We start from the raw sequence: 22,314 nt of genomic DNA, 5'->3' as shown, positions 1-22,314 counted from the left end.
GGCACCTCGCGCGGCCGCGAGCGCGGGCGGGGTTCGCTAGACTGGTGTCATCACCAACCTTTAACCCCGTCCGGAGAGGCGGAGAAGGGACGTGGCCGTTGTCTGCACGCACCGTGCTGCATGAAGCCGATATATCGCGCGCTCTGACGCGCATCGCCCACGAGATCCTCGAATCCAATCGCGGCGCCGAAGGCCTTGTCCTTCTCGGCATCCCGACCCGCGGCGTGACCCTCGCCGAGCGGCTCGGGCCGGTCATCTCCGGCATCGCCGGCGTCGACATTCCCGTCGGAGCGATCGACATCACGCTCTTCCGAGACGACCTGTCGCAGCATCCGACCCGCGCACCCAAGCGCACGGACATTCCCGAGGGCGGCATCGACGGCAAGACCGTCGTCCTCGTCGACGACGTGCTCTTCTCAGGTCGCAGCATCCGCGCGGCACTCGACGCGCTGCAGTCCATCGGCCGCCCCGCGGCCGTGCGCCTCGCGATCCTTGTCGACCGCGGACACCGCGAACTGCCGATCCGCCCCGACTTCGTGGGCAAGAACATTCCCTCCGCCCGCACCGAGCGCGTGAACGTGCGTCTGCGCGAGCTCGACGGCAGCGACGAGGTGACGATCGAATCATGAGGCATCTGCTCGATACCCGCACACTCGACCGAGAGACCGCCCTGCGCATCCTCGACGTGGCCGAGGACATGTCCGACACGCAGTCGCGCCAGGTCAAGAAGCTGCCGACGTTGCTCGGCAAGACCGTGGTCAATCTCTTCTTCGAAGACTCCACCCGCACGCGCATCTCGTTCGAGGCCGCTGCCAAGCGTCTCTCCGCCGACGTCATCAACTTCGCCGCGAAGGGCTCCAGCGTCTCGAAGGGCGAGAGCCTGAAGGACACCGCCCAGACCCTGGAGGCGATGGGGGCGGATGCTGTCGTCATCCGTCACTCCGCCTCTGGTGCGCCCCGCACGCTCGCGACCAGCGGCTGGATCTCGGCCGGCGTGGTCAACGCCGGTGACGGCACGCACGAGCATCCGACCCAGGCGCTGCTCGACGCATTCACCATCCGCAAACGCCACCACGGTGGCGACAGCCGCGGTCGTGACCTCGCCGGGCTGCGCGTCGTGATCGTGGGCGACGTGCTGCATTCCCGCGTGGCTCGCTCGAACGTCTGGCTGCTGTCGCTGCTCGGAGCCGACGTCACGCTCGTGACGCCTCCCACGCTCGTGCCGCAGAACGTCTCGCAGTGGCCGGTGCGGGTGCTGTACGACCTCGATGCCGCGCTGGCAGAGGGACCCGACGCGGTGATGATGCTGCGCATTCAGGGCGAGCGGATGCACGCCGCGTATTTCCCCACTGAGCGGGAGTATTCCAGGCTCTGGGGTCTGGACGCCGTGCGTGCGGCGGCGCTGCCGGAAGGTAGCATTGTTCTGCACCCCGGACCCATGAACCGGGGCCTGGAGATCTCTTCCGAGGCCGCCGATTCGCCGCGCTCGACCGTGCTCGAGCAGGTCACGAACGGCGTCGCGGTGCGCATGGCTGTGCTCTACCTGCTGCTCGCAGGCGAACGAAACGACGAACGAGGGGAAGTGAAATGAGCCAGACCCTCGTCATCGAAGGAGTCGAGCTGCTCGGACGCGAGAGCGCCGACATCGTGATCGAGAACGGCATCATCGCCGAGATCGGAACGGGGCTGAACCGGTCCGGAGCGCGCGTCATCGACGCCGCCGGGCTGGTGGCACTGCCCGGCCTGGTCGACCTGCACACGCATCTGCGTGAGCCCGGCTTCGAGGCATCCGAGACGGTGCTGACCGGTACCCGTGCGGCCGCCGCCGGCGGGTACACCGCCGTGTTCGCGATGCCGAACACGCAGCCGGTCGCCGACACCGCCGGCGTGGTCGAGCAGGAGCTCGCCCTCGGCGAGGCAGCCGGCTACGCCACCGTGCAGCCGATCGGCGCTGTCACCGTCGGGCAGAAGGGCGAGCGCCTCGCCGAGCTGGGCGCCATGGCGTCGTCGCGGGCACGCGTGCGCGTGTTCAGCGATGATGGCTTCTGCGTGTGGGACCCGCTGATCATGCGCCGCGCCCTGGAGTACGTCAAGTCGTTCGGTGGCGTCATCGCCCAGCACGCACAGGACCCGCGTCTGACCGAGGGCGCCCAGATGAACGAGGGCATCGTCTCGGCAGAGCTGGGCCTCGCCGGTTGGCCGGCGGTCGCCGAGGAGTCGATCATCGCCCGCGACGTGCTGCTCGCCGAGCACGTCGGCTCGCGCCTGCACGTGTGCCACCTGTCCACGGCGGGCAGTGTCGACATCATCCGCTGGGCCAAGAAGCGCGGCATCCAGGTCACCGCCGAGGTGACCCCCCACCACCTGCTGCTCACCGATGAACTCGTGCGCGACTACGACGCCCGGTACAAGGTGAACCCTCCGCTGCGCACGCAGGAGGACGTCATGGCCGTGCGCGAGGGTCTCGCCGACGGCACGATCGACATCGTCGCCACCGACCACGCCCCGCACCCCGCCGAGAACAAGGCCTGCGAGTGGCAGGCCGCCGCGAACGGCATGGTGGGCCTGGAGAGCGCACTGCGCGTCGTGCACCAGTCGATGGTGGCGACCGGCCAGCTCGACTGGGCCGACGTGGCGCGTGTGCTCAGCGCCGCGCCCGCGCGCATCGGGCAGCTCGACGGCTTCGGGGCGCTCGAAGTCGGCAAGCCCGCCCACGTGACGCTGTACGACCCGAATGTGCCCGGTGTCTTCACCGAGTCCGACCTGCACGGTCGGAGCCACAACTCGCCGTACCTCGGACGGGAGCTTCCCGGCCGCGTCCAGTGGACCATCCACGGCGGTGTCGTGACACTCGACGGTGGGGAACTCGTCGAGGATCTGCGGCCTGTCGGGAGCGAGCGGAGCGAGTCGAAGTGCGATGTGCTGAGCGAGCGGAGCGAGTCGAAGTGACGCGCGAACTTGCCGGCCTGATCATGGCCGCCATCGCGGCGGCCATCCTCCTCACGATGTTCTTCGCGTGGCGCGCGCGTCTGCGTCGCGATTCGGGTCTCACCGCACCGCTCGGGGTTCCCGAGCACGCCGAGGTCTCGGCACGGTACGAGGTGCTGCACGTGGCGACGACGAAGCACGGTCAGCCTCTGGAGCGCGCCGCGGTGCGACCGCTCGCATACCGCGCTCGCGGAGAGCTCGCGCTGACCGACCGTGGCGTCGCGTTGAGCCTTGATGGCGCACCCACCGTGTTTCTCGCGGCCGACCGGCTCGCCGGTGCCGACGTCGCCACCGTCACCATCGACCGCGTCGTGGAGCCGTCCGGCCTGATCCGCCTTGACTGGCGGGTCGCCGATGGGATCCTCGTCGACACCTACCTTCGGCTCTCGGCAGCCGAGCCCCAGCAGATCCTCCCGGAGCTCCAGCAGTTGTGCGGCGCTCCGGAGAACGGAGTGAACTCTTGACCGCCCTCACCGCAGATTCCGCCGTACTCGTCCTCGAGGACGGCACCCGCTTCGTCGGACGCGCCTACGGCGCGCGCGGCACCACCCTTGGCGAGGTCGTCTTCGCGACCGGCATGTCCGGCTACCAGGAGACGCTCACCGACCCGTCCTACGCCGGTCAGATCGTGCTGCAGACTGCGCCGCACATCGGCAACACCGGTATGAACGCCGAAGACAACGAGTCGGCGAAGATCTGGGTTGCCGGCTACATCGTGCGCGACCCCGCCCGCCGGGTGTCGAACTGGCGTGCCGAGGAATCCCTCGATGATGCACTGATCCGCGACGGAATCGTCGGTATCAGCGGCATCGACACGCGTGCGCTCACGCGCCGCATCCGCGATGCCGGTGCGATGCGCGGCGGCGTCTTCTCGGGAGCGGATGCTGCCCTTGATCCCGCGGAGCAGTTGAGCCGCGTGACGACTGCCCCCGAGATGGCCGGTCAGAACCTGTCGGCAGAGGTCTCGGTCGCCGAGACGTACGTGCTGCCCGCCACGGCCGAGCGGATCGGCAACCTCGCCGTCATCGACCTCGGTGTCAAGCGGGCAACGCTCGAAAACCTCGCCGCTCTCGGATTCGACGTGCACGTGCTGCCGCAGTCGTCGTCGTTCGACGCGATCCGTTCGATCGATCCGGTCGGCGTGTTCTACTCCAACGGGCCCGGCGACCCCTCGGCATCCGATGCACAGGTCGCGGTGCTGCGCGAGGTGCTGCAGGCCGGTCTGCCCTACTTCGGCATCTGCTTCGGCAACCAGCTGTTCGGCCGCGCCCTGGGGCTCGGCACGTACAAGCTGCAGTTCGGCCACCGCGGCCTGAACCAGCCCGTGCTCGACAAGGCCACCGGCCGTGTTGAGATCACCGCCCACAACCATGGCTTCGCCGTGGACGCGCCCGTCGAGGGTGTCTTCGACAGCCCGAACGGCTTTGGCTCGGTCGAGGTCAGCCACGTCGGGCTCAACGATCAGGTCGTCGAGGGGCTGCGCGCCCTGGACATCCCGGCCTTCTCGGTGCAGTACCACCCCGAGGCGGCGGCCGGCCCGCACGACGCCCACTATCTCTTCACCCGCTTCCGCGATCTCGTCATCGCGACCCTGGAGGCCAGCAAGTAATGCCCAAGCGCGACGACATCAACTCCGTTCTCGTGATCGGCTCCGGCCCGATCGTCATCGGTCAGGCCTGCGAGTTCGACTACTCCGGCACCCAGGCGTGCCGTGTGCTGCGCGAAGAGGGCGTGCGCGTGATCCTGGTCAATTCCAACCCGGCCACGATCATGACCGACCCCGACTTCGCCGACGCCACCTACATCGAGCCGATCACTCCCGAAGTGATCGAGACGATCATCGCCAAGGAGAAGCCGGATGCCATCCTGCCGACCCTCGGTGGACAGACCGCGCTGAACGCCGCCATGGCGCTGCACGAGCGCGGCATCCTGGCAAAGTACGACGTCGAGCTCATCGGTGCCAAGGTCGATGCCATCCGTCGAGGTGAAGACCGTCAGGTGTTCAAGGAGCTCGTGCTCGAGGCGGGCGCCGACGTCGCCAAGTCGGTGATCTGCCACACGATGGACGAGCTGCTGGCAGGTGCTGAAGAGCTCGGCTACCCGCTGGTCGTGCGCCCGAGCTTCACCATGGGCGGTCTCGGCTCCGGTTTCGCCTACGACGAGGCGGACCTGCGCCGCATCGGTGGCGCCGGTCTGCACGACTCGCCGACCAACGAGGTGCTCCTGGAGGAATCGATCCTCGGGTGGAAGGAGTATGAGCTCGAGCTCATGCGCGACACCGCCGACAACACGGTGGTCGTCTGCTCGATCGAGAACGTCGATCCCGTCGGCGTGCACACCGGCGACTCGATCACCGTGGCACCCGCGCTGACGCTCACTGACCGTGAGTTCCAGAAGCTGCGCGACATCTCGATCGACATCATCCGCGCGGTCGGCGTCGACACCGGTGGCTGCAACATCCAGTTCGCGGTCGACCCGACCAACGGCCGCATCATCGTCATCGAGATGAACCCGCGCGTCTCGCGCTCTTCGGCCCTGGCGTCGAAGGCGACCGGATTCCCGATCGCGAAGCTCGCCGCAAAGCTCGCCCTCGGCTACCGCCTGGACGAGATCCCGAACGACATCACCGGTGTCACACCGGCGAGCTTCGAGCCGACGCTCGACTACGTCGTCGTGAAGGTGCCGCGTTTCGCCTTCGAGAAGTTCCCCGCCGCGGATGCCACGCTGACCACGACCATGAAGTCGGTCGGCGAGGCGATGGCCATCGGCCGCAACTACACCACTGCGCTGCAGAAGGCGCTGCGGTCGCTGGAGAAGCGTGGATCGAGCTTCCACTGGGGCCCGGAGGAGCGCTCGGTCGACGAGCTGCTCGAGATCGCGAAGACGCCCACCGACGGTCGCATCGTCGTGCTGCAGCAGGCGCTGCGCAAGGGTGCGACGATCGAGCAGGCGTTCGAGGCGACCTCGATCGACCCGTGGTTCATCGACCAGATGGTGCTGATCAACGAGGTGGCCGAGACCGTGGCATCCGCCGCCGAACTCGACGCCGCGACGATTCGTCACGCCAAGGAGCACGGCTTCTCCGACGCGCAGATCGCTCAGCTGCGCGGCGTGGAGGAGGCCGAGGTACGGGGCATCCGTCGTGCGCTCGACGTGCGTCCGGTGTACAAGACGGTCGACACCTGCGCGGGGGAGTTCCCCGCCCTGACGCCGTACCACTACTCCAGCTACGACTTCGAGACCGAGGTCGCGGCATCCGACCGCACCAAGGTCGTCATCATCGGCTCCGGTCCGAACCGCATCGGCCAGGGCGTCGAGTTCGACTACTCGTGCGTGCACGCGTCGTTCGCGCTGTCGGATGCCGGATACGAGACCGTCATGGTCAACTGCAACCCTGAGACGGTCTCGACCGACTACGACACCTCGGACCGGCTGTACTTCGAGCCGCTGACTCTCGAGGACGTGCTCGAGGTGCTCGACGCCGAGGCGCGTAGCGGCACGATTCTCGGTGTCGTCTGCCAGCTGGGCGGTCAGACGCCACTGGGTCTGGCCAAGGGCATCGAGGCGGCGGGGTACACCGTACTCGGTACGAGCCCCGAGGCGATCGACCTGGCCGAGGAGCGCGAGCTTTTCGCCCGCCTGCTCGACGACGCCGGGCTCGTCGCGCCCCGCAACGGCACGGCGATCGACGTCGAGGGCGCGGTGCGCATCGCCGAGGAGATCGGCTACCCGGTGCTGGTGCGCCCGAGCTTCGTTCTCGGCGGCCGCGGCATGGAGATCGTCTACGACACCCCCTCGCTGCGTGACTACTTCGTGCGCACCGCGGATGAGGTCGTGATCGAGGAGGGCAAGCCGCTGCTGGTGGACCGCTTCCTCGACGATGCGATCGAGCTCGACGTGGACGCCCTGTACGACGGCACCGACCTGTACATCGGCGGTGTCATGGAGCACCTCGAAGAGGCCGGCATCCACTCGGGTGACTCCAGCTGCACGCTGCCGCCGGTCTCGCTCGGCCGTACCGACGTCGACCGCGTGCGCGCGGCGACGCTCGCGATCGCTAAGGGCGTGGGCGTGCGCGGTCTGCTGAACGTGCAGTTCGCGATCAGCGCGGGGGTGCTGTACGTGATTGAGGCGAACCCGCGCGCCAGCCGCACCGTGCCGTTCGTCTCGAAGGCGCTGGGCATTCCGCTGGCCAAGGCCGCGAGCCGCATCATGGCCGGCTCGACCGTCGCCGAGCTCATCGACGAGGGCATGCTGCCGGCACAGGACGGCTCGCGCGTGCCGCTGGGCGCTCCGGTCGCCGTCAAGGAGGCCGTGCTGCCGTTCAAGCGCTTCAGCACCCACGATGGCAAGGTCGTCGACTCGGTTCTGGGGCCGGAGATGCGCTCGACGGGCGAGGTCATGGGCATCGACCGCGACTTCCCGACGGCGTTCGCCAAGAGCCAGGCTGCGGCCTACGGCGGAATGCCCGTCTCGGGCACCGTGTTCATCTCGGTCGCCGACGCCGACAAGCGCGCGGTGATCCTGCCGGCGCACCGTCTGCAGCAGCTGGGCTTCACCCTGGTGGCCACCGAAGGGACCGCCGAGATCCTCAGCCGCAACGGCATCGACGTCACCGTCGTGTCGAAGTTCAGCGAGACGCAGGACAGCGGAGCTGAGAACATCGTCGACCTGATCAACGAGGGCCGCATCGACATCGTCGTGAACACTCCCAGCGGGGGAGCGGCGCGTGCCGACGGCTACGAGATCCGGGCCGCGGCGGTCGCCGCCGACAAGGCGTTGTTCACCACGATGGCAGTGCTCGGCGCGGCGGTCAGCGGTATGGACGCCACCAGTGACGGTTTCGACGTGCGCAGCCTTCAGGAGTACGCGCTCGACCGCAAGGGGTCGGTGTGACCGAGTCGTTCCCCGCACGTCTGCGTGCCGCGCTCGACGAGCACGGCCCGCTGTGCGTGGGGATCGATCCGCACGCCGCGTTGCTTGAGCAGTGGGGTCTGGGTGCGGATGCTGACGGCATCCGCGCCTTCGGGCTCGCCGTCGTCGAAGCGGCGGCGGGCCGGGTGGGCGTCGTGAAGCCCCAGGTGGCGTTCTTCGAACGCTACGGATCCCGCGGCTTCGCAGCGCTCGAAGACGTGATGTCGGCCGCGCGTGCGGCCGGCCTGATCGTGATCGCCGATGCCAAGCGCGGCGACATCGGCTCGACCATGGCCGGCTATGCGTCGGCGTGGTTCGAGTCGGGGTCGCCCTTGGAGGCGGATGCCCTCACTGTGAGCCCCTACCTGGGACCGGAGTCGCTGCGTGAGACGCTGACGGGCGCCGTCCGCGCCGATAAGGGCGTCTTCGTGCTCGCCGCGACCAGCAACCCCGAGGCGGCGGCGCTGCAGACGGCCACTCCGGTCGACGTGGCCGCCGGCGACGGCGAGACGGTCGCGCGACGCGTGGCACGGGATGTCACGTGGGTGAACGACTCGGATGCTTTCGCCGCCGGATTGGGCCCGGTGGGCCTGGTGATCGGCGCGACAGTCGACCGCTCGGAGTTCGGCCTCGACGACGATCTGCTCGTGCGCACCCCCATCCTCGCTCCCGGTTTCGGGGCGCAGGGCGCCACGCCGGAGGATCTGACCGGACGATTCGGCCCGCTGGCACGCAACGTGCTCGCCAGCGAGAGCCGGAGCATCCTCGGCGCGGGTCCCGACGGCATCGCCGAGGCGATCCGCTCGCGCAGTGCGCACTACCTGGAGGTACTTCGTGGCTGAGAACCGCACCGTTCCCGACGTTGATCGCGCCGCAGCATCGCGGCGCGCGCTCGAGCGTCGCCGCGCCCGGGCATCCCTGAAGCGCGACCTGGCGATGCGGGTCACCGCACCGCAGGCCGTTCTGCGTCAGGCATTCGAGGACGCCGATTCGGATGCCGCGACCATGCGGGTCACCGACTTCCTGATGGCGCTGCCGGCGATCGGCGCGGGCAAGCGCGACCGCGTGCTCGAGGATCTCGGCATCTCGCCGGTCAAGCGCCTGGGCGGGCTCGGCGTGCGCCAGCGCGCCGCTCTGACCGCGTGGCTCGACGAACGGTTCCCGCCGCATCGTCCGCGTGAGGGGCGCAGCCGTCTGCTGGTGCTGGCAGGCCCGACCGCCGTCGGCAAGGGCACGGTTGCCGCGCACATCCGCGAGACGAACCCCGATCTGCACCTGTCGGTTTCGGCGACCACCCGCAGCCCCCGGCCGGGTGAGGTCGATGGCGTGCACTACTACTTCTTGGACGAGGCCGAGTTCGATCGCCTCATCGAAGAGGGGCAGTTGCTCGAGTATGCGACGGTGCACAACAAGCATCGCTACGGAACGCCGCGCGGTCCCGTCGACGAGGCGCTGGCGCAGGGCAAGACCGTGCTGCTGGAGATCGATCTGCAGGGCGCCCGCCAGGTGCGGGAGTCCGAGCCCTCGGCATCGCTGGTGTTCTTGCTGCCGCCGACGTGGGACGAACTCGTCAACCGTCTGGTCGGTCGGGGCACCGAGGACTCCGAGGAACGAGCCCGTCGACTGCGTACGGCGCGGACCGAACTGGCAGCGCAGAACGAGTTCGACTACCTCGTCGTGAACGCCGACGTCGCCACGGCGGCCCGCGACGTCGTAGAATTGTCTTCAGGCTCTGCGCGCTGACCGGGTTCTGTCCCGTACGGAGCGCGCGCTCCCACCGATTTTCGCGACACGTCGTCATCTGATGCATCGTCGCCTGACCAGGAGGTCCACCATGGCCGGAACCAACCAGGGCATCATCGACCCGCCCATCGACAACCTGCTCGAGCGCGTTGAGTCGAAGTACGAGCTCGTGATCTACGCATCCAAGCGGGCGCGCCAGATCAACGACTACTACTCCGACCTGCACGAGGGCAACCTGTTCGACAACGTCGGCCCGCTGGTCGACTCGTCGGTCGAGGACAAGCCGCTGACCATCGCGCTGCACGAGATCAACGAAGACAAGCTTCGCATCCGTCACGCCGAGTGACGTGCACACCGTAAGCCGCCGACATCCGCATGCGGATGTCGGCGGCTTCATGCACACTGGCTTCGGGCCGAGAACGGCCCCGCACGAAACCGATCTGGAGCACCGATGAGCGCGTTGCGTCTGTTCACGTCCGAGTCCGTCACCGAGGGGCACCCCGACAAGATCTGCGATCAGATCTCGGACAGCATCCTCGACGGACTGCTGGCCGTCGACCGCGGATCGCGTGTCGCCGTCGAGACGTTGGTCACCACGGGGCTGGTCCACGTGGCCGGTGAGATCCGCACCGAGGGGTATGTCGATATCCCCACGATCGTGCGCGACGTGGTCAACCGCATCGGCTACACCTCCAGCGACACCGGTTTCGACGGGTCATCGTGCGGCGTGAGCATCTCGGTGGGGGAGCAGTCCACCGACATCGCGCAGGGCGTCGACCAGGCCAGCGAACACCGTGACGGCAGCTCGACCGACCCGCGCGATCTGCTCGGCGCGGGCGACCAGGGAATCATGTTCGGCTACGCGACCGACGAGACGCCGCAGCTCATGCCGATGGCGGCGTGGACCGCACACCGGATCGCGGAGCGGCTGACCGAGGTGCGCCGGTCGGGCGAACTGGCCTTCCTGCGTCCCGACGGCAAGACTCAGGTGACTCTGGGCTACGACGGCCTCGTGCCCAAGACGATCGACGCGGTCGTGCTGTCGACGCAGCACCACCCCGATATCTCGCAGGAAGAGCTGCGCGGCCTGGTACGCGAACGGGTCATCGACCCGGTCCTCGAGCAGACCGGGCTCGACCTGGCATCCGACCTGAAGTACTACATCAACCCGGCTGGACCCTTCGTGATCGGCGGCCCGAAGGGCGACGCCGGTCTCACCGGCCGCAAGATCATCATCGACACCTACGGCGGCGCCGCCCGCCACGGCGGTGGCGCGTTCAGCGGCAAGGACCCGTCGAAGGTCGATCGATCGGGCGCCTACGCCATGCGCTGGGTAGCCAAGAACGTCGTCGCGGCCGGGCTCGCAGCGCGGGCCGAGGTGCAGGTCGCCTACGCGATCGGCGTCGCGCGACCCGTCGGTCTGTACGTCGAGACGTTCGGCACCGGCAGCGTCGACGACGAGACGATCACCCGCGCGATCCGTGAGGTCTTCGACCTGCGTCCGCAGGCGATCATCGAAGAACTCGACCTGCTGCGTCCGATCTACGCGCAGACCGCGGCCTATGGTCACTTCGGACGTGAGCTGCCGGACTTCACCTGGGAGCGCACCGACCGGGCGGACGAGCTGCGCCGCGCCGCCGGCGTCTGAGAGCGGCGGGGCCGTGACGGCCGAAGCCGCCTCCGCGGAACCCGACGCGGGCGACGTCGACCCGGTGGCGACAGTGCCCACCGGGCGCCGGCGCATCGCGCGGGTGCTGATCGACTCGCCGCTCCCGCAACTGGACCGGCTGTTCGACTACGCGATGCCCGAGGGTCTCGGTGAGGTCGAGCCGGGGGTGCGGATCAAGGCGCCGCTGCGCACGGCTGGTCGGGTCGTGGACGGCCTGATCGTCGAGATCGACGAGGAGCCCGACCCCTCGCGCACCCTCTCCGAGATCGAGAGCATCGTCTCATCGACGGTCGTGATGCCCGATCCGCTCTACCGGCTCGCCAGACGTGTCGCGGACCGCGCCGCGGGCAGCGCATCCGACGTGCTGCGGTTGGCGATTCCCAAGCGCCAGGTGCGGGTGGAGAAGTCCTGGACACCCGTCGCCGCCCCACCCGCGGTCCCCGCCGAGGCGGTATCAGGTGCGGAGGCCGTCGTGGCCCGCTACGACGGCTTGGCAGAGGTGCTCGCCGAGCGCCGCCGTGCCGCCGTCGAGGCGATCCCCGTGCAGCACGGCACGACGCCCGGGTGGGCCGAGATGATCGCCGCCTCGGCCACGATCGAACTGGCCTCGGGCCGCTCCAGCATCCTGATCGTCCCGGATTACCGTGACCAGGAGGTGCTGCTCGCGGCGCTGGCCACGATGGTGCCCGACGACGCAGTCGCACGGTACGACGCCCGCCAGAGCAATCCCGAGCGCTACCGTTCGTTCCTGCGCACCCTCGACGAGGCGCCGTGCGTCGTCATCGGCAATCGCTCCGCGGTGTACGCGCCCGTGCAGGCGGGACTCGTGGCGATCTGGGACGACGGCGACCCGTTGCTCGGTGAGCCGTTGGCACCGTACGTCCATGCCCGCGATGCCGCGCTGGTGCGGCAAGAGCAGGAGGGCAGCGCACTGCTGCTGGTCGGGCACACGCGCTCCACCGATGCGCAGCGTCTTGTCGCCGGCGGCTGGATGCACGAGGTGACGGCCGTGCGAAGGGTGCTTCCGCAGGTGCGGTTGAGCACCCCGCAGGAGCTGGAGCAGGGCGGCCGGCGTGTGCCGTCGAGCGCCTTCGGCGCGGCGCGCGCCGCGACGGGCGAGGGACCTGTGCTGGTTCAGGTGGCGCGCCCCGGCTTCTCGCCGAGCCTGGTGTGCGGCACCTGCCGCGCGCCGGCGCGTTGCACGCACTGCGGCGGCCCGCTGGGGGCACGAAGGCGTGGCGCTGTGCCGGTGTGCGGGTGGTGCGGCCGTTCTGCGCACTCGTGGCGCTGCGGTCACTGCGACTCCGATCAGGTGCGGCTCGCCTCGTCGGGCACCGAACGCACCGCCGATGAGCTCGGGCGCGCCTTCCCCGGCGTACGTGTGATCGTCTCGGACGGTGCCCACCCCGTGCAGCACGTGGATGCCAAGCCGGCCCTGGTCGTCGCGACGCGAGGCGCCGAGCCGATCGCCGACGGCGGATACCGCGCAGTGATCCTGCTCGACGGGTCGCGGATGCTGCAGGCGCCGGAGCTGCGCATCGGAGAGTCCTGCCTGCGCTGGTGGTGCAACGCGGCCGCGCTTGCCGCCCCCGGCGCTCCGGTGCACCTGGTGGGTGTGGACGGCCCCGTCGCCCGAGCCTTGGCCACCTGGACCCCGGCCGCATACGCACGTGGCGAGCTCGAGGCCCGGGCACCGCTGCATATGCCGCCGACGGCACGCGTGGCGCAGATCGACGGGTTGCCGGCCGCGGTGCGCGCAGCCCTCGACGCCCTCGCCGAACTCGATATCCGTGGTGAAGCGGTGCTCGGTCCGGTGCCCATCGGCGACGAGGGCAAGGTGCGCGCGCTGGCGCGCTTCAGCTACGCGGCGGGGCAGGCCGTCGCGACCCGACTGCGCGCCACCGTGATCGCGCAGGCAGCGCAGAGCCGTCGAGGACGGGGGCGTGTACGGGTCCCGCTGACGGTGCACCTGGATATCCTCGAACCAGACATCTGATCGAAACACCCTCCGGAGAACCTTCATGCGCCTCGTCTTCGCCGGCACACCCGCCGTCGCGGTGCCCACGCTTCGCGCTCTCGCCGCGCAGCACGACATCGTCGGGGTCGTCACCCGCCCCGATGCCCCCCTCGGCCGCAAGCGCGTGCTGACGCCGTCACCAGTCGCCGAGGCCGCCGACGAGCTCGGGTTGCCGGTGATCAAGGCGGCACGACTCGATGCCGAGGTCACTGCGCAGGTCTCCGCGCTCGACGCCGAACTCGGCGTGATCGTCGCCTATGGCGGCATCGTGCGCGAGCCGCTGCTGTCGACGCCGGCCCAGGGATGGATCAACCTGCACTTCTCACTGCTGCCGCGGTGGCGTGGCGCCGCACCGGTACAGCGAGCGCTGATCGCCGGCGACACCGAGATCGGCGTGAGCGTGTTCCGCCTCGTGCCGGCGCTCGACGCCGGCGACGTTTTCGCGATGCGCGCGGTCGACATTTCCGCCGACGCGACCGCCGACGTCGCACTGGACGTGCTCGCCATCGACGGCGCCGACCTCACCCGCACGGTCGTCGCTGACATCGCGGCCGGCACCGCCGTGGCGACACCGCAGGCCGGAGACGAGACCCTCGCCCCGAAGCTCGGTCTTGAGGACGGCCTGCTCGACTGGCACCAGCCGGTCGACATCATCTACGCCCGCTACCGGGGCGTGACGCCCGAACCGGGGGCGCACACGACCTTTGACGGGGGTCGGCTCAAGATCCTGGCCGCCGCGCCGGCAGCATCCGACGCCCCGCGCCTGGCGCCGGGGGAGCTGGGCGGAACCAAGACCGCGGTGCTGATCGGTACCGCGAGCACACCGCTCGAGGTGACCCGAGTGCAGCCCGCCGGGCGCGGGGCGATGAACGCCGCGGACTGGTGGCGCGGCCTTCGTGATCACGATGGACTGCGGGTGGGATCATGAGCCGCACGCGCATCCAGCCGGCCCGCTGGGTCGCCTACGACGTGATCCGCGCTGTCACCGAAGACGACGCGTACGCCAACCTGCTGCTGCCGAAGCTCATCGCCGAAGCACGCCTGAACACCCAGGACGCCGCGCTGGCGACCGAGCTCGCGTACGGCACGCTTCGCCGTCGCGGCACCTACGACGCGATCATCGCGGATGCCGCCGGCCGCCCGGTCAGCGAGATCGATCCCGCGGTGCTCGACGCGCTGCGCCTCGGCGCGCACCAGGTGCTGGCGACCAGAGTAGCCCCGCACGCCGCCGTCAACGAGTCTGTGAATCTCGTCGCAGCGGAAGTCGGGCGTGGGGCGTCCGGTTTCGCCAACGCCGTGCTGCGCCGGATCGGACGAGACGACGCCGACACCTGGCAGGAACGCATCGAGGCGGGAGCACGATCCGACGACGAGCGGCTCGCGCTGCGCACCGCGCACCCGGTGTGGGTGATCCGGGCTCTGCGACGCGCGCTGGCGGCCGAGGGCCGCGACGGCGAGCTCGACGCGCTGCTCGAATCCGACAACCTCTCGCCCGAGGTGACCCTCGTCGCGCTCCCGGGGCTCGCTGAACCCGGTGAGCCGCGCCGTCCCTACGCGGCGACCGCGTATGGCTCGCCCGGAGGCGACCCGCGAGAGGCGATCGCGCACGCCGACGGGCTGATCCGTGTGCAGGACGAGGGCTCGCAGCTTGTCGCGCTGGCGCTGGCCGAGGCCGCCCCCGTGCGCGAAGGAGAGCGCTGGCTCGATCTGTGCGCCGGGCCGGGCGGAAAGACCGCGCTGCTGGGCGCGCTCGCACACCAGCACGGTGCAGCACTCGAAGCCAATGAGGTCGTGCCGACACGCGCAGGATTGGTGCGCAACGCCGTACGCCCGTTGCCGATCCCGATCCGCGTGCACACTCAGGACGGACGGGCGTTCGCCGCGCAGCACCCCGCTGCATTCGACCGGATCCTCGTTGACGCACCCTGTACCGGGCTCGGCGCGCTGCGCCGCCGCCCCGAGGCCCGTTGGCGCAAGTCGCCGTCCGACGTCCCCGAGCTCGTCGCGCTGCAGACGCAGCTGTTGGATGCCGCTGCCGACGCCCTGGCGCCGGGCGGAATCGTGGCGTACGCGACCTGCTCACCGCACCTCGCCGAGACCACCGGAGTCGTCTCGGAGGTGCTGCATCGGCGCGACGACCTCGTCGAGCTCGACGCCCGTGCGGTGATCGCCGGCATGTCGCAGTCGCCGATCGACCTCGCCGCTCGTGGCACGGACGAGCCGGGGGCGCTCAGCGCCCAGCTCTGGCCGCATCGCCACGGGACTGACGCCATGTTCGTCGCGCTGCTGCAGCGCGTCCCGATCACGAGCGGCGCCGACTCGGGCGCAGAAGGAGACGAGTGACATGAGCCTGCCCCGTGCCCCGCGTATCAACCCGAGCATCCTCGCCGCCGACTTCGTGAACATGCAGACCGAGCTGGCGCGGATCGCCACCGCCGACTACGCGCACGTCGATGTCATGGACAACCACTTCGTGCCGAACCTCACGTTCGGGCCGCAGATGGTCGAGCGCATCCAGCAGACCAGCCCGATTCCTCTGGACGTGCACCTCATGATCACCGACCCCGACCGGTGGGCGCCCGGATACGCCGAACTGGGTGCGGCCAGTGTGACCTTCCACCTCGAGGCCGCATCCGACCCGATCGCGCTGGCACGGAGACTGCGATCGATCGGCGCCCGTGCAGGCGTGGCGATCAAACCGGGTACGGCCGGCGACGCCCTGTACGACATGCTCGACGAGTTCGATCAGATTCTGGTGATGACCGTCGAGCCCGGCTTCGGCGGCCAGGGGTTCATGCCCGAGACCATGCCGAAGCTGCGTGCGTTGCGGGCCGAGGCGCAGCGGCGCGGATCCGACGTCTGGCTCCAGGTCGACGGTGGGATCTCGGATGCAACCATCGCGCAGGCCGCCGAGGCGGGTGCCGACACGTTCGTCGCAGGCTCGGCCGTGTACGGTGCCGACGACGTCGCGGCGGCCGTCACAGGTCTCCGAGAGCGTGCGCGAGAGGCTAGCCTGGGACTGTGAAGACTTTCGACGAACTGTTCGCCGAGCTCAGCGCCACCGCGCTCACCCGGCCCGAGGGATCGGGCACCGTCGCACAGTTGGATCGCGGCGTGCATGCCATCGGCAAGAAGATCGTCGAAGAGGCGGCTGAGGTGTGGATGGCCGCTGAGTACGAATCGAACGAGAATGCGGCCGAGGAGATCTCGCAGCTGCTGTACCACCTGCAGGTGATGATGCTGGCCAAGGGACTGACCCTTAAGGACGTCTACCGACATCTGTGAGCCGCCCCGCTCAGAGACCGATCGATCCGAAAGACACCCATGCTGCGCATTGCCGTTCCGAACAAGGGCTCGCTCTCCGAGACCGCTGCTGACATGCTCGCCGAGGCGGGCTACGTCGGACGCCGCGACCCCAAGACCCTGCACGTGATCGACGCCGACAGCGACGTCGAGTTCTTCTACCTGCGTCCCCGCGATATCGCCACGTATGTGGCATCCGGTGCTCTCGACGTGGGCATCACCGGCCGCGACCTGCTGCTCGACGTGCGTCAGGACGACGCGCGCGAGATCGAGCAACTCGGCTTCGCCCGCTCGACGTTCCGTTTCGCGGCGCCTCCCGGCCGATTCCGCACGATCGAGGATCTCGAAGGCGTCCGTGTCGCCTCGGCCTACCCGGGCCTGGTCGACGATTTCCTGCGTCGGCATGGCGTCCAGGCCGAACTCGTGCCGCTCGACGGCGCGGTGGAATCGGCGGTCCGACTCGGCGTGGCGGATGTCATCGCCGATGTCGTCGAGACCGGAACCACCCTGCGTCAGGCGGGCCTGGAGATCTTCGGCCCCGTGATCATCGAGTCCGAGGCCGTGCTGATCAGCCGCCCCGGCGATGCACCCGGCACCGACCGGCTGCTGCGACGCCTGCGCGGCGTGATGGTGGCGCGCCAGTTCGTGCTGCTCGATTACGACCTGCCCGCCCACCTCGTCGACCAGGCGGTCGCGATCGCCGGCGGACGCGAATCGCCGACCATCTCCCCGTTGCGTGATCCCGAGTGGGTGGCCGTGCGCGTCATGATTCCCCGCAAGGGCATGAATCAGGTGATGGACGACCTCTACGCCCTCGGTGCACGCGCGATCCTGGTCACCGCCATCCACGCGGCGAGGCTCTGATGGCACTCGCGGCACGCGTCATCCCGTGCCTGGACGTGGCAGCCGGTCGCGTCGTCAAGGGTGTCAACTTCCAGAACCTGCGCGACATGGGAGACCCGGTCGAGCTCGCGGCGCACTATGCGCTGCAGGGCGCGGACGAGATCACCTTCCTTGACGTGACGGCCACCGTGGATGCCCGCGCGACGACATACGACATCGTGCAGCGCACCGCCGAGCACGTGTTCGTGCCGCTGACCGTCGGCGGGGGAGTGCGCGAGGTCGAGGACGTCGCGCGCCTGCTCGGCGTCGGTGCCGACAAAGTCGGTGTGAACTCGGCCGCCATCGCCCGTCCCGCGCTCATCGGCGAGATCGCCGATCGCTTCGGTGCCCAGGTACTGGTGCTCTCGCTCGATGTGAAGCGCTCCGCTGCGACGCCGTCCGGTTTTGCTGTCACGACGCATGGTGGCCGCACCGAGACATCATTGGATGCCCTCGCCTGGGCGCGCGAGGCCATCGAGCGTGGCGCCGGTGAGCTTCTGGTCAACTCGATCGACGCCGACGGCACGAAGGACGGGTTCGACCTGGAACTCGTGCGTCTGATGCGCGAGGTCTCGTCGGTTCCCGTGATCGCCTCCGGCGGAGCCGGCGACGTCTCGCACTTCGCACCCGCGATCGACGCCGGGGCGGATGCTGTCCTCGCGGCCAGCGTGTTCCACACCGGCCAGCTGACGGTCGGTGATGTCAAGGCAGCGCTGAAAGCATCCGGAGTGACGATCCGTGAGGTTGCCCCGGGCGATCGGGGTGGCGTGCGATGACCGACGCGAATGAAGCGCGCATCGCCGAAATCACGTGGAACGATGCGGGGTTGGCCCCGGTGATTGTGCAGCAGTACGACACGCGGGAGGTGCTGATGCTCGCGTGGATGAACGCTGAGGCCTTGCGCCGCACCCTCGCGGAAGGACGGGCCGTGTATTGGTCGCGCTCCCGTCAGGAGTACTGGCGGAAGGGCGACACGTCGGGCAACACTCAGCGCGTGCATGCCGTCGCCACGGACTGCGACGGCGACACGCTTCTGCTCACCGTCGATCAGCATGGCCCCGCCTGCCACACCGGCAGCCGTACGTGCTTCGATGGTCGAGCGTTCGATCTGGCAGGGGAGGAGCGATGAAGCGTCGCGCAAGAATGCTCTCCGTCCTGACCATCCTGCTCGCCGGTGCGATCGGAATCGTCTCTTCGACGCAGACCTGGTTGGTCGTCGAACGCTCGGATGCTGTCGAGCCGCTGCTGATCGCCGGCGCCGATGCGTTGACGCTGCTCGCGCCGCTCTCGCTGGCGGTGCTGGCGCTCGGAGCCGTGCTCGCCATCGCCGGCCCCGTACTGCGGTACGTGCTCGGAGTGCTCACCATCGCAGCCTCGGGCGTGTTGCTCGCGGGCACGGCGACGCTGCTCGTCGGTCCACCGCTGAGCGTGGCAGCGGATGCTGTCGCCGAGGCGACCGGATTGAGCGGGGACTCCGCGCTCTACACGATCGTCGCGAAGATCGAACCCACCGGCTGGCCCGCGATCGCGCTGGCGGCGTGGGTGCTTCTGTTGCTGGCATCCGTCTTCGTGCTGTTCACGGCGCGCGGCTGGGCGTCGGGCGGTCGCCGGTACCGCGCCGCTTCCGAAGCGAAGCACCACGATGATGGACCGCTGGACGCGATCGATTCCTGGGACGAGCTGTCCCAGGGAACCGACCCGACCGACGCAGCCCGATAGACTGAATCGAATTCCCCTAGCCTCCCGGAGGAGAACATGACCAACCCGATCGCCGACCCCGGACACGGACACTCGCCTGCTGCGTGGACGGCCGTCGTGATCATGCTGCTCGGCTTCACCGCCGGAGCCGTCTTCTTCTGCCTCGACATGCCCGTCGCCGTCATGGTGAGTGGTGGCATCATCGTCGCTGGACTGATCGTCGGCTGGGTGATGGCCAAGGCAGGCTGGGGCGTGAAGGGCCCGAAGTACACACCGAAGGCACACTGATGGTGCTCGCCGACCTCACGGCCGGCGCGGTGCAGGACGCCGAGCGGCGCGCGCTGTCGCGACCGCTCTCTGTCGTGGAGCGCGATGCCGCACAGCGGTCGGCCGCACGGGATGCCCGCGCCGCCCTGGCGCCCGCAGACCACGTCAAGATCATCGCCGAGGTCAAGCGTGCGAGCCCCTCGCGCGGTGCGCTGGCCGAGATCGCCGATCCCGCGCTGCAGGCTTCGCTCTACGAGCAGGGCGGCGCCTCGGCGATCAGCGTTCTGACCGAGGAACGTCGCTTCGGCGGCAGCCTCGCCGACCTCGAAGCCGTTACCGCCCGCGTGTCCCTGCCGGTGCTGCGCAAGGACTTCATCGCGACGCCGTATCAGGTGTTCGAGGCACGCGCCGCCGGCGCAGATCTCGCACTGTTGATCGTCGCCGGTCTGGAACGCAAGACCCTCTTCGAACTGCACGAGCTGATCCTTCAGCTCGGCATGACGCCGCTGGTCGAAACCCACTCGGCTGAGGAGCTCGAGGTCGCCATCGATCTGGGCGCCGATCTGATCGGCGTCAACGCGCGCAACCTGCACACACTCGAGCTGGACCGCGACCTGTTCGGACGCCTCGCCGACCGCATCCCAGACTCCGCGGTCAAGATCGCGGAATCTGCGGTGCTCGCTCCCGAGGATGTCACCCGGTACCGCGAGGCCGGCGCCGACGTGGTGCTGATCGGTGAAGCGCTTGTGACCGGCGATGCCGTCGCGACGCTGCAGAGTTTCCTGGCCGCGGGAGCGGCCCCCACCGCACGAGGAGGCGCACGGTGAGCCTGCGCGACCAGCACGGACCGTTCTTCGGTGAGTTCGGTGGGCGGTTCATGCCCGAATCGCTCATCGCGGCCATCGACGAACTCACCGCGGCGTACGAGGATGCCCTCGCCGACCCGCAGTTCCGCGCGGAGCTGGCAGCCCTGCTGCATTCGTACGCGGGGCGTCCGTCGCCGATCACCGAGGTGCCCCGGTTTGCCGAGCACGCCGGGGGCGCGCGCGTCTTCCTCAAGCGCGAAGACCTCAACCACACCGGGTCGCACAAGATCAACAACGTGCTGGGCCAGGCTCTGCTGACCAAGCGGCTGGGCAAGACCCGGGTGATCGCCGAGACCGGCGCGGGCCAGCACGGCGTCGCCACGGCCACCGCCGCGGCGCTGTTCGGCCTGGACTGCACGATCTACATGGGTGAGGTCGACACCGAACGCCAGGCTCTGAACGTGGCCCGGATGCGCCTTCTCGGTGCCGAGGTCATTCCGGTCACGACCGGGTCGCGCACCCTGAAGGACGCCATCAACGACGCGTACCGCGACTGGGTCGCCAGCGTCGAGACGACCAACTACATCTTCGGCACCGCGGCGGGTCCGCACCCGTTCCCGGCGATGGTGCGCGACTTCCAGAAGGTCATCGGCGAAGAAGCACGCGAGCAGCTGCTCGACGAGGCCGGCCGACTTCCGGACGCCGTCGTCGCGTGCGTCGGCGGAGGCTCCAATGCGATCGGCATGTTCGATGCGTTCCTCGACGACGCCGACGTCCGTCTGTACGGCGTCGAGGCGGCGGGCGACGGCGTCGACACCGATCGTCACGCGGCCTCGATCGAACGGGGACGTCCCGGCGTGCTGCACGGCGCCAAGACCTACGTACTGCAGGACGCGGACGGCCAGACCATCGAGTCGCACTCGATCTCGGCCGGACTCGACTACCCGGGTGTCGGGCCCGAGCACGCATGGCTCAGCGACATCGGGCGCGCCGAGTACATCCCGGCGACCGACGACGAGGCGATGCAGGCGTTGCGTCTGCTCAGCCGCACCGAGGGCATCATCCCCGCGATCGAGTCGGCGCATGCGCTGGCCGCAGCCCTGCGACTGGGCCGCGAGCTCGGCACGGACGGCGTGATCGCCGTGTGCCTGTCGGGTCGCGGCGACAAGGACATGGACACCGCCGCCCGCTACTTCGATCTCTACGACCGAGAGGACGACGCATCGTGAGCCGCGTCGCAGCAGCCATCGACAAGGCGCATGCCGCCGGGCGCGGCGCGTTCATCGGCTATCTGCCGATCGGATATCCCGACCTGGAGACGAGCATCCAGGCGGCTGTGACGCTGGCGCGCAACGGCGTCGACATCATCGAGATCGGTCCGCCCTACTCGGACCCGGTGATGGACGGCGAGGTCATTCAGCAAGCGACACAGCATGCTCTGGCGAACGGCTTCCGCATGCGCGACCTGTTCACCGCCGTGCAGCGGATCAGCGCCGAGACCGACGTGCCCGTGGTCGTGATGACGTACTGGAACCCCGTCATGCAGTACGGCGTCGATCGTTACGCTGACGATCTGCTCGCCGCCGGTGGTGCGGGCCTGATCACACCCGACATCACGCCCGAAGCTGCCGGCGAGTGGATCGCCGCCAGCAAGCGCACCGGTTTGGATCGGATCTTCCTCGCCGCGCCGACCTCGAGCGACGAACGTCTCGATCTTGTGCTGTCTTCGTCCACCGGCTTCGTGTACACGGTCTCAACCATGGGCATCACCGGTGAGCGCGCCGAGCTCGACCGTGCAGCCCGCACTCTCGTCGAGCGTATGCGCGCCCGCGGCGACGTGCGCGCCTGTGTCGGCATCGGCATCTCGAACGCCGACCAGATCGCCGGCGTCGTCGAGTACGCCGATGGTGCGATCGTCGGCACTGCCCTCGTCAAGGCCCTGCGCGATGGCGGTCTGGACGCCCTCGCCGAAACCACCCGAGCTCTCGCCGGCGGTACGCCGACGACGCGATACTAGGATCGTTCTC

23 protein-coding genes are annotated in these 22,314 nt (G+C 69.2%); all 23 read left to right on the top strand.

The genetic code is table 11. The annotated features are described in order from the left end of the window. The first annotated feature begins 98 nt into the window (after positions 1 to 98). The 23 genes from pyrR to trpA all read left to right on the top strand — a co-directional run bounded on the left by pyrR (position 99) and on the right by trpA (position 22,304). Positions 99 to 629, top strand: a complete 531-nt coding sequence (gene pyrR / locus ACLD0U_RS06050) for a bifunctional pyr operon transcriptional regulator/uracil phosphoribosyltransferase PyrR (RefSeq protein ID WP_179410800.1) — start codon at positions 99 to 101, stop codon at positions 627 to 629. After that, a complete protein-coding gene (locus ACLD0U_RS06045; protein ID WP_410340089.1) occupies positions 626 to 1,591 on the top strand; it encodes an aspartate carbamoyltransferase catalytic subunit in 966 nt (321 codons plus the stop codon). Before pyrR ends, ACLD0U_RS06045 begins: the two co-directional genes overlap by 4 nt. Next, positions 1,588 to 2,949, top strand: coding sequence for a dihydroorotase (locus tag ACLD0U_RS06040; protein WP_410340088.1), 1,362 nt, complete (start codon positions 1,588 to 1,590; stop codon positions 2,947 to 2,949). Before ACLD0U_RS06045 ends, ACLD0U_RS06040 begins: the two co-directional genes overlap by 4 nt. Beyond that, positions 2,946 to 3,452 (top strand): hypothetical protein, encoded by a 507-nt coding sequence (locus ACLD0U_RS06035; protein WP_179410803.1) that lies wholly within the window; start codon positions 2,946 to 2,948, stop codon positions 3,450 to 3,452. Before ACLD0U_RS06040 ends, ACLD0U_RS06035 begins: the two co-directional genes overlap by 4 nt. After that, positions 3,449 to 4,597 (top strand): glutamine-hydrolyzing carbamoyl-phosphate synthase small subunit, encoded by a 1,149-nt coding sequence (gene carA, locus ACLD0U_RS06030; RefSeq protein WP_410340087.1) that lies wholly within the window; start codon positions 3,449 to 3,451, stop codon positions 4,595 to 4,597. Before ACLD0U_RS06035 ends, carA begins: the two co-directional genes overlap by 4 nt. After that, a complete protein-coding gene (gene carB, locus ACLD0U_RS06025) occupies positions 4,597 to 7,884 on the top strand; it encodes a carbamoyl-phosphate synthase large subunit (protein WP_410340086.1) in 3,288 nt (1,095 codons plus the stop codon). The genes carA and carB overlap by 1 nt, the downstream gene beginning before the upstream one ends. Further along, entirely contained in the window at positions 7,881 to 8,744 is an 864-nt protein-coding gene (gene pyrF / locus ACLD0U_RS06020; RefSeq protein ID WP_179410806.1) for an orotidine-5'-phosphate decarboxylase, read from the top strand. The genes carB and pyrF overlap by 4 nt, the downstream gene beginning before the upstream one ends. Beyond that, on the top strand, positions 8,737 to 9,645 hold the full coding sequence (gene gmk, locus ACLD0U_RS06015) for a guanylate kinase (protein ID WP_274366930.1): 909 nt from the start codon (positions 8,737 to 8,739) through the stop codon (positions 9,643 to 9,645). Before pyrF ends, gmk begins: the two co-directional genes overlap by 8 nt. 91 nt (positions 9,646 to 9,736) lie before the next feature. After that, complete coding sequence (gene rpoZ / locus ACLD0U_RS06010) at positions 9,737 to 9,991, top strand: DNA-directed RNA polymerase subunit omega (RefSeq protein ID WP_179410807.1); 255 nt, start codon at positions 9,737 to 9,739, stop codon at positions 9,989 to 9,991. Between the two features lie 105 nt (positions 9,992 to 10,096). Further along, positions 10,097 to 11,293, top strand: coding sequence for a methionine adenosyltransferase (metK, locus tag ACLD0U_RS06005; RefSeq protein WP_179410808.1), 1,197 nt, complete (start codon positions 10,097 to 10,099; stop codon positions 11,291 to 11,293). 73 nt (positions 11,294 to 11,366) lie between these two features. After that, the gene (locus tag ACLD0U_RS06000) at positions 11,367 to 13,310 is read left to right on the top strand and encodes a primosomal protein N' (protein ID WP_410340272.1); all 1,944 of its coding nucleotides are present in this window, start codon (positions 11,367 to 11,369) and stop codon (positions 13,308 to 13,310) included. 25 nt (positions 13,311 to 13,335) lie between these two features. Further along, positions 13,336 to 14,259 carry a methionyl-tRNA formyltransferase gene (gene fmt / locus ACLD0U_RS05995; protein ID WP_410340085.1) on the top strand — a complete coding sequence of 308 codons (924 nt, stop codon included), beginning with the start codon at positions 13,336 to 13,338 and terminating at the stop codon, positions 14,257 to 14,259. Further along, positions 14,256 to 15,674 (top strand): RsmB/NOP family class I SAM-dependent RNA methyltransferase, encoded by a 1,419-nt coding sequence (locus ACLD0U_RS05990; protein ID WP_410340084.1) that lies wholly within the window; start codon positions 14,256 to 14,258, stop codon positions 15,672 to 15,674. The genes fmt and ACLD0U_RS05990 overlap by 4 nt, the downstream gene beginning before the upstream one ends. 1 nt (position 15,675) lies before the next feature. Continuing rightward, the gene (gene rpe / locus ACLD0U_RS05985) at positions 15,676 to 16,356 is read left to right on the top strand and encodes a ribulose-phosphate 3-epimerase (protein WP_206549861.1); all 681 of its coding nucleotides are present in this window, start codon (positions 15,676 to 15,678) and stop codon (positions 16,354 to 16,356) included. Next, entirely contained in the window at positions 16,353 to 16,616 is a 264-nt protein-coding gene (locus tag ACLD0U_RS05980; RefSeq protein ID WP_179410813.1) for a phosphoribosyl-ATP diphosphatase, read from the top strand. Before rpe ends, ACLD0U_RS05980 begins: the two co-directional genes overlap by 4 nt. A gap of 39 nt (positions 16,617 to 16,655) precedes the next feature. Next, positions 16,656 to 17,498 carry an ATP phosphoribosyltransferase gene (hisG, locus tag ACLD0U_RS05975; RefSeq protein WP_206549863.1) on the top strand — a complete coding sequence of 281 codons (843 nt, stop codon included), beginning with the start codon at positions 16,656 to 16,658 and terminating at the stop codon, positions 17,496 to 17,498. Beyond that, complete coding sequence (gene hisF / locus ACLD0U_RS05970; RefSeq protein ID WP_206549864.1) at positions 17,498 to 18,292, top strand: imidazole glycerol phosphate synthase subunit HisF; 795 nt, start codon at positions 17,498 to 17,500, stop codon at positions 18,290 to 18,292. The genes hisG and hisF overlap by 1 nt, the downstream gene beginning before the upstream one ends. Next, positions 18,289 to 18,645 carry a phosphoribosyl-AMP cyclohydrolase gene (gene hisI, locus ACLD0U_RS05965; protein ID WP_206820518.1) on the top strand — a complete coding sequence of 119 codons (357 nt, stop codon included), beginning with the start codon at positions 18,289 to 18,291 and terminating at the stop codon, positions 18,643 to 18,645. The genes hisF and hisI overlap by 4 nt, the downstream gene beginning before the upstream one ends. A 14-nt stretch (positions 18,646 to 18,659) precedes the next feature. Further along, complete coding sequence (locus ACLD0U_RS05960) at positions 18,660 to 19,235, top strand: Trp biosynthesis-associated membrane protein (protein ID WP_224817833.1); 576 nt, start codon at positions 18,660 to 18,662, stop codon at positions 19,233 to 19,235. A gap of 36 nt (positions 19,236 to 19,271) precedes the next feature. Beyond that, entirely contained in the window at positions 19,272 to 19,502 is a 231-nt protein-coding gene (locus ACLD0U_RS05955) for an HGxxPAAW family protein (RefSeq protein ID WP_179410818.1), read from the top strand. A 2-nt stretch (positions 19,503 to 19,504) separates the two neighbouring features. Further along, positions 19,505 to 20,308: an indole-3-glycerol phosphate synthase TrpC gene (gene trpC, locus ACLD0U_RS05950; protein WP_179411852.1), complete on the top strand. Its 804-nt coding sequence runs from the start codon at positions 19,505 to 19,507 to the stop codon at positions 20,306 to 20,308. Next, positions 20,305 to 21,516, top strand: coding sequence for a tryptophan synthase subunit beta (gene trpB, locus ACLD0U_RS05945; RefSeq protein ID WP_410340083.1), 1,212 nt, complete (start codon positions 20,305 to 20,307; stop codon positions 21,514 to 21,516). The genes trpC and trpB overlap by 4 nt, the downstream gene beginning before the upstream one ends. Then, the gene (trpA, locus tag ACLD0U_RS05940) at positions 21,510 to 22,304 is read left to right on the top strand and encodes a tryptophan synthase subunit alpha (RefSeq protein ID WP_179411853.1); all 795 of its coding nucleotides are present in this window, start codon (positions 21,510 to 21,512) and stop codon (positions 22,302 to 22,304) included. Before trpB ends, trpA begins: the two co-directional genes overlap by 7 nt. The last annotated feature ends 10 nt before the right edge of the window (positions 22,305 to 22,314 follow it).

It is taken from the genome of Microbacterium sp. 2216-1, from assembly GCF_046507855.1.
Lineage (GTDB): Bacteria > Actinomycetota > Actinomycetes > Actinomycetales > Microbacteriaceae > Microbacterium > Microbacterium esteraromaticum_C.
Note: the sequence above shows the minus strand (reverse complement) of the source record. Positions and strands in the feature narration are given on the sequence as shown.

Bases quoted from the DNA above. Each gene is read 5' to 3' on its own strand.
- ACLD0U_RS06045 (WP_410340089.1), top strand. From the start codon at position 626: ATGAGGCATCTGCTCGATACCCGCACACTCGACCGAGAGACCGCCCTG.
- ACLD0U_RS06040 (WP_410340088.1), top strand. From the start codon at position 1,588: ATGAGCCAGACCCTCGTCATCGAAGGAGTCGAGCTGCTCGGACGCGAG.
- carB (WP_410340086.1), top strand. From the start codon at position 4,597: ATGCCCAAGCGCGACGACATCAACTCCGTTCTCGTGATCGGCTCCGGC.
- rpoZ (WP_179410807.1), top strand. From the start codon at position 9,737: ATGGCCGGAACCAACCAGGGCATCATCGACCCGCCCATCGACAACCTG.
- metK (WP_179410808.1), top strand. From the start codon at position 10,097: ATGAGCGCGTTGCGTCTGTTCACGTCCGAGTCCGTCACCGAGGGGCAC.
- fmt (WP_410340085.1), top strand. From the start codon at position 13,336: ATGCGCCTCGTCTTCGCCGGCACACCCGCCGTCGCGGTGCCCACGCTT.
- ACLD0U_RS05990 (WP_410340084.1), top strand. From the start codon at position 14,256: ATGAGCCGCACGCGCATCCAGCCGGCCCGCTGGGTCGCCTACGACGTG.
- rpe (WP_206549861.1), top strand. From the start codon at position 15,676: ATGAGCCTGCCCCGTGCCCCGCGTATCAACCCGAGCATCCTCGCCGCC.
- hisG (WP_206549863.1), top strand. From the start codon at position 16,656: ATGCTGCGCATTGCCGTTCCGAACAAGGGCTCGCTCTCCGAGACCGCT.
- hisF (WP_206549864.1), top strand. From the start codon at position 17,498: ATGGCACTCGCGGCACGCGTCATCCCGTGCCTGGACGTGGCAGCCGGT.
- hisI (WP_206820518.1), top strand. From the start codon at position 18,289: ATGACCGACGCGAATGAAGCGCGCATCGCCGAAATCACGTGGAACGAT.
- ACLD0U_RS05960 (WP_224817833.1), top strand. From the start codon at position 18,660: ATGCTCTCCGTCCTGACCATCCTGCTCGCCGGTGCGATCGGAATCGTC.
- ACLD0U_RS05955 (WP_179410818.1), top strand. From the start codon at position 19,272: ATGACCAACCCGATCGCCGACCCCGGACACGGACACTCGCCTGCTGCG.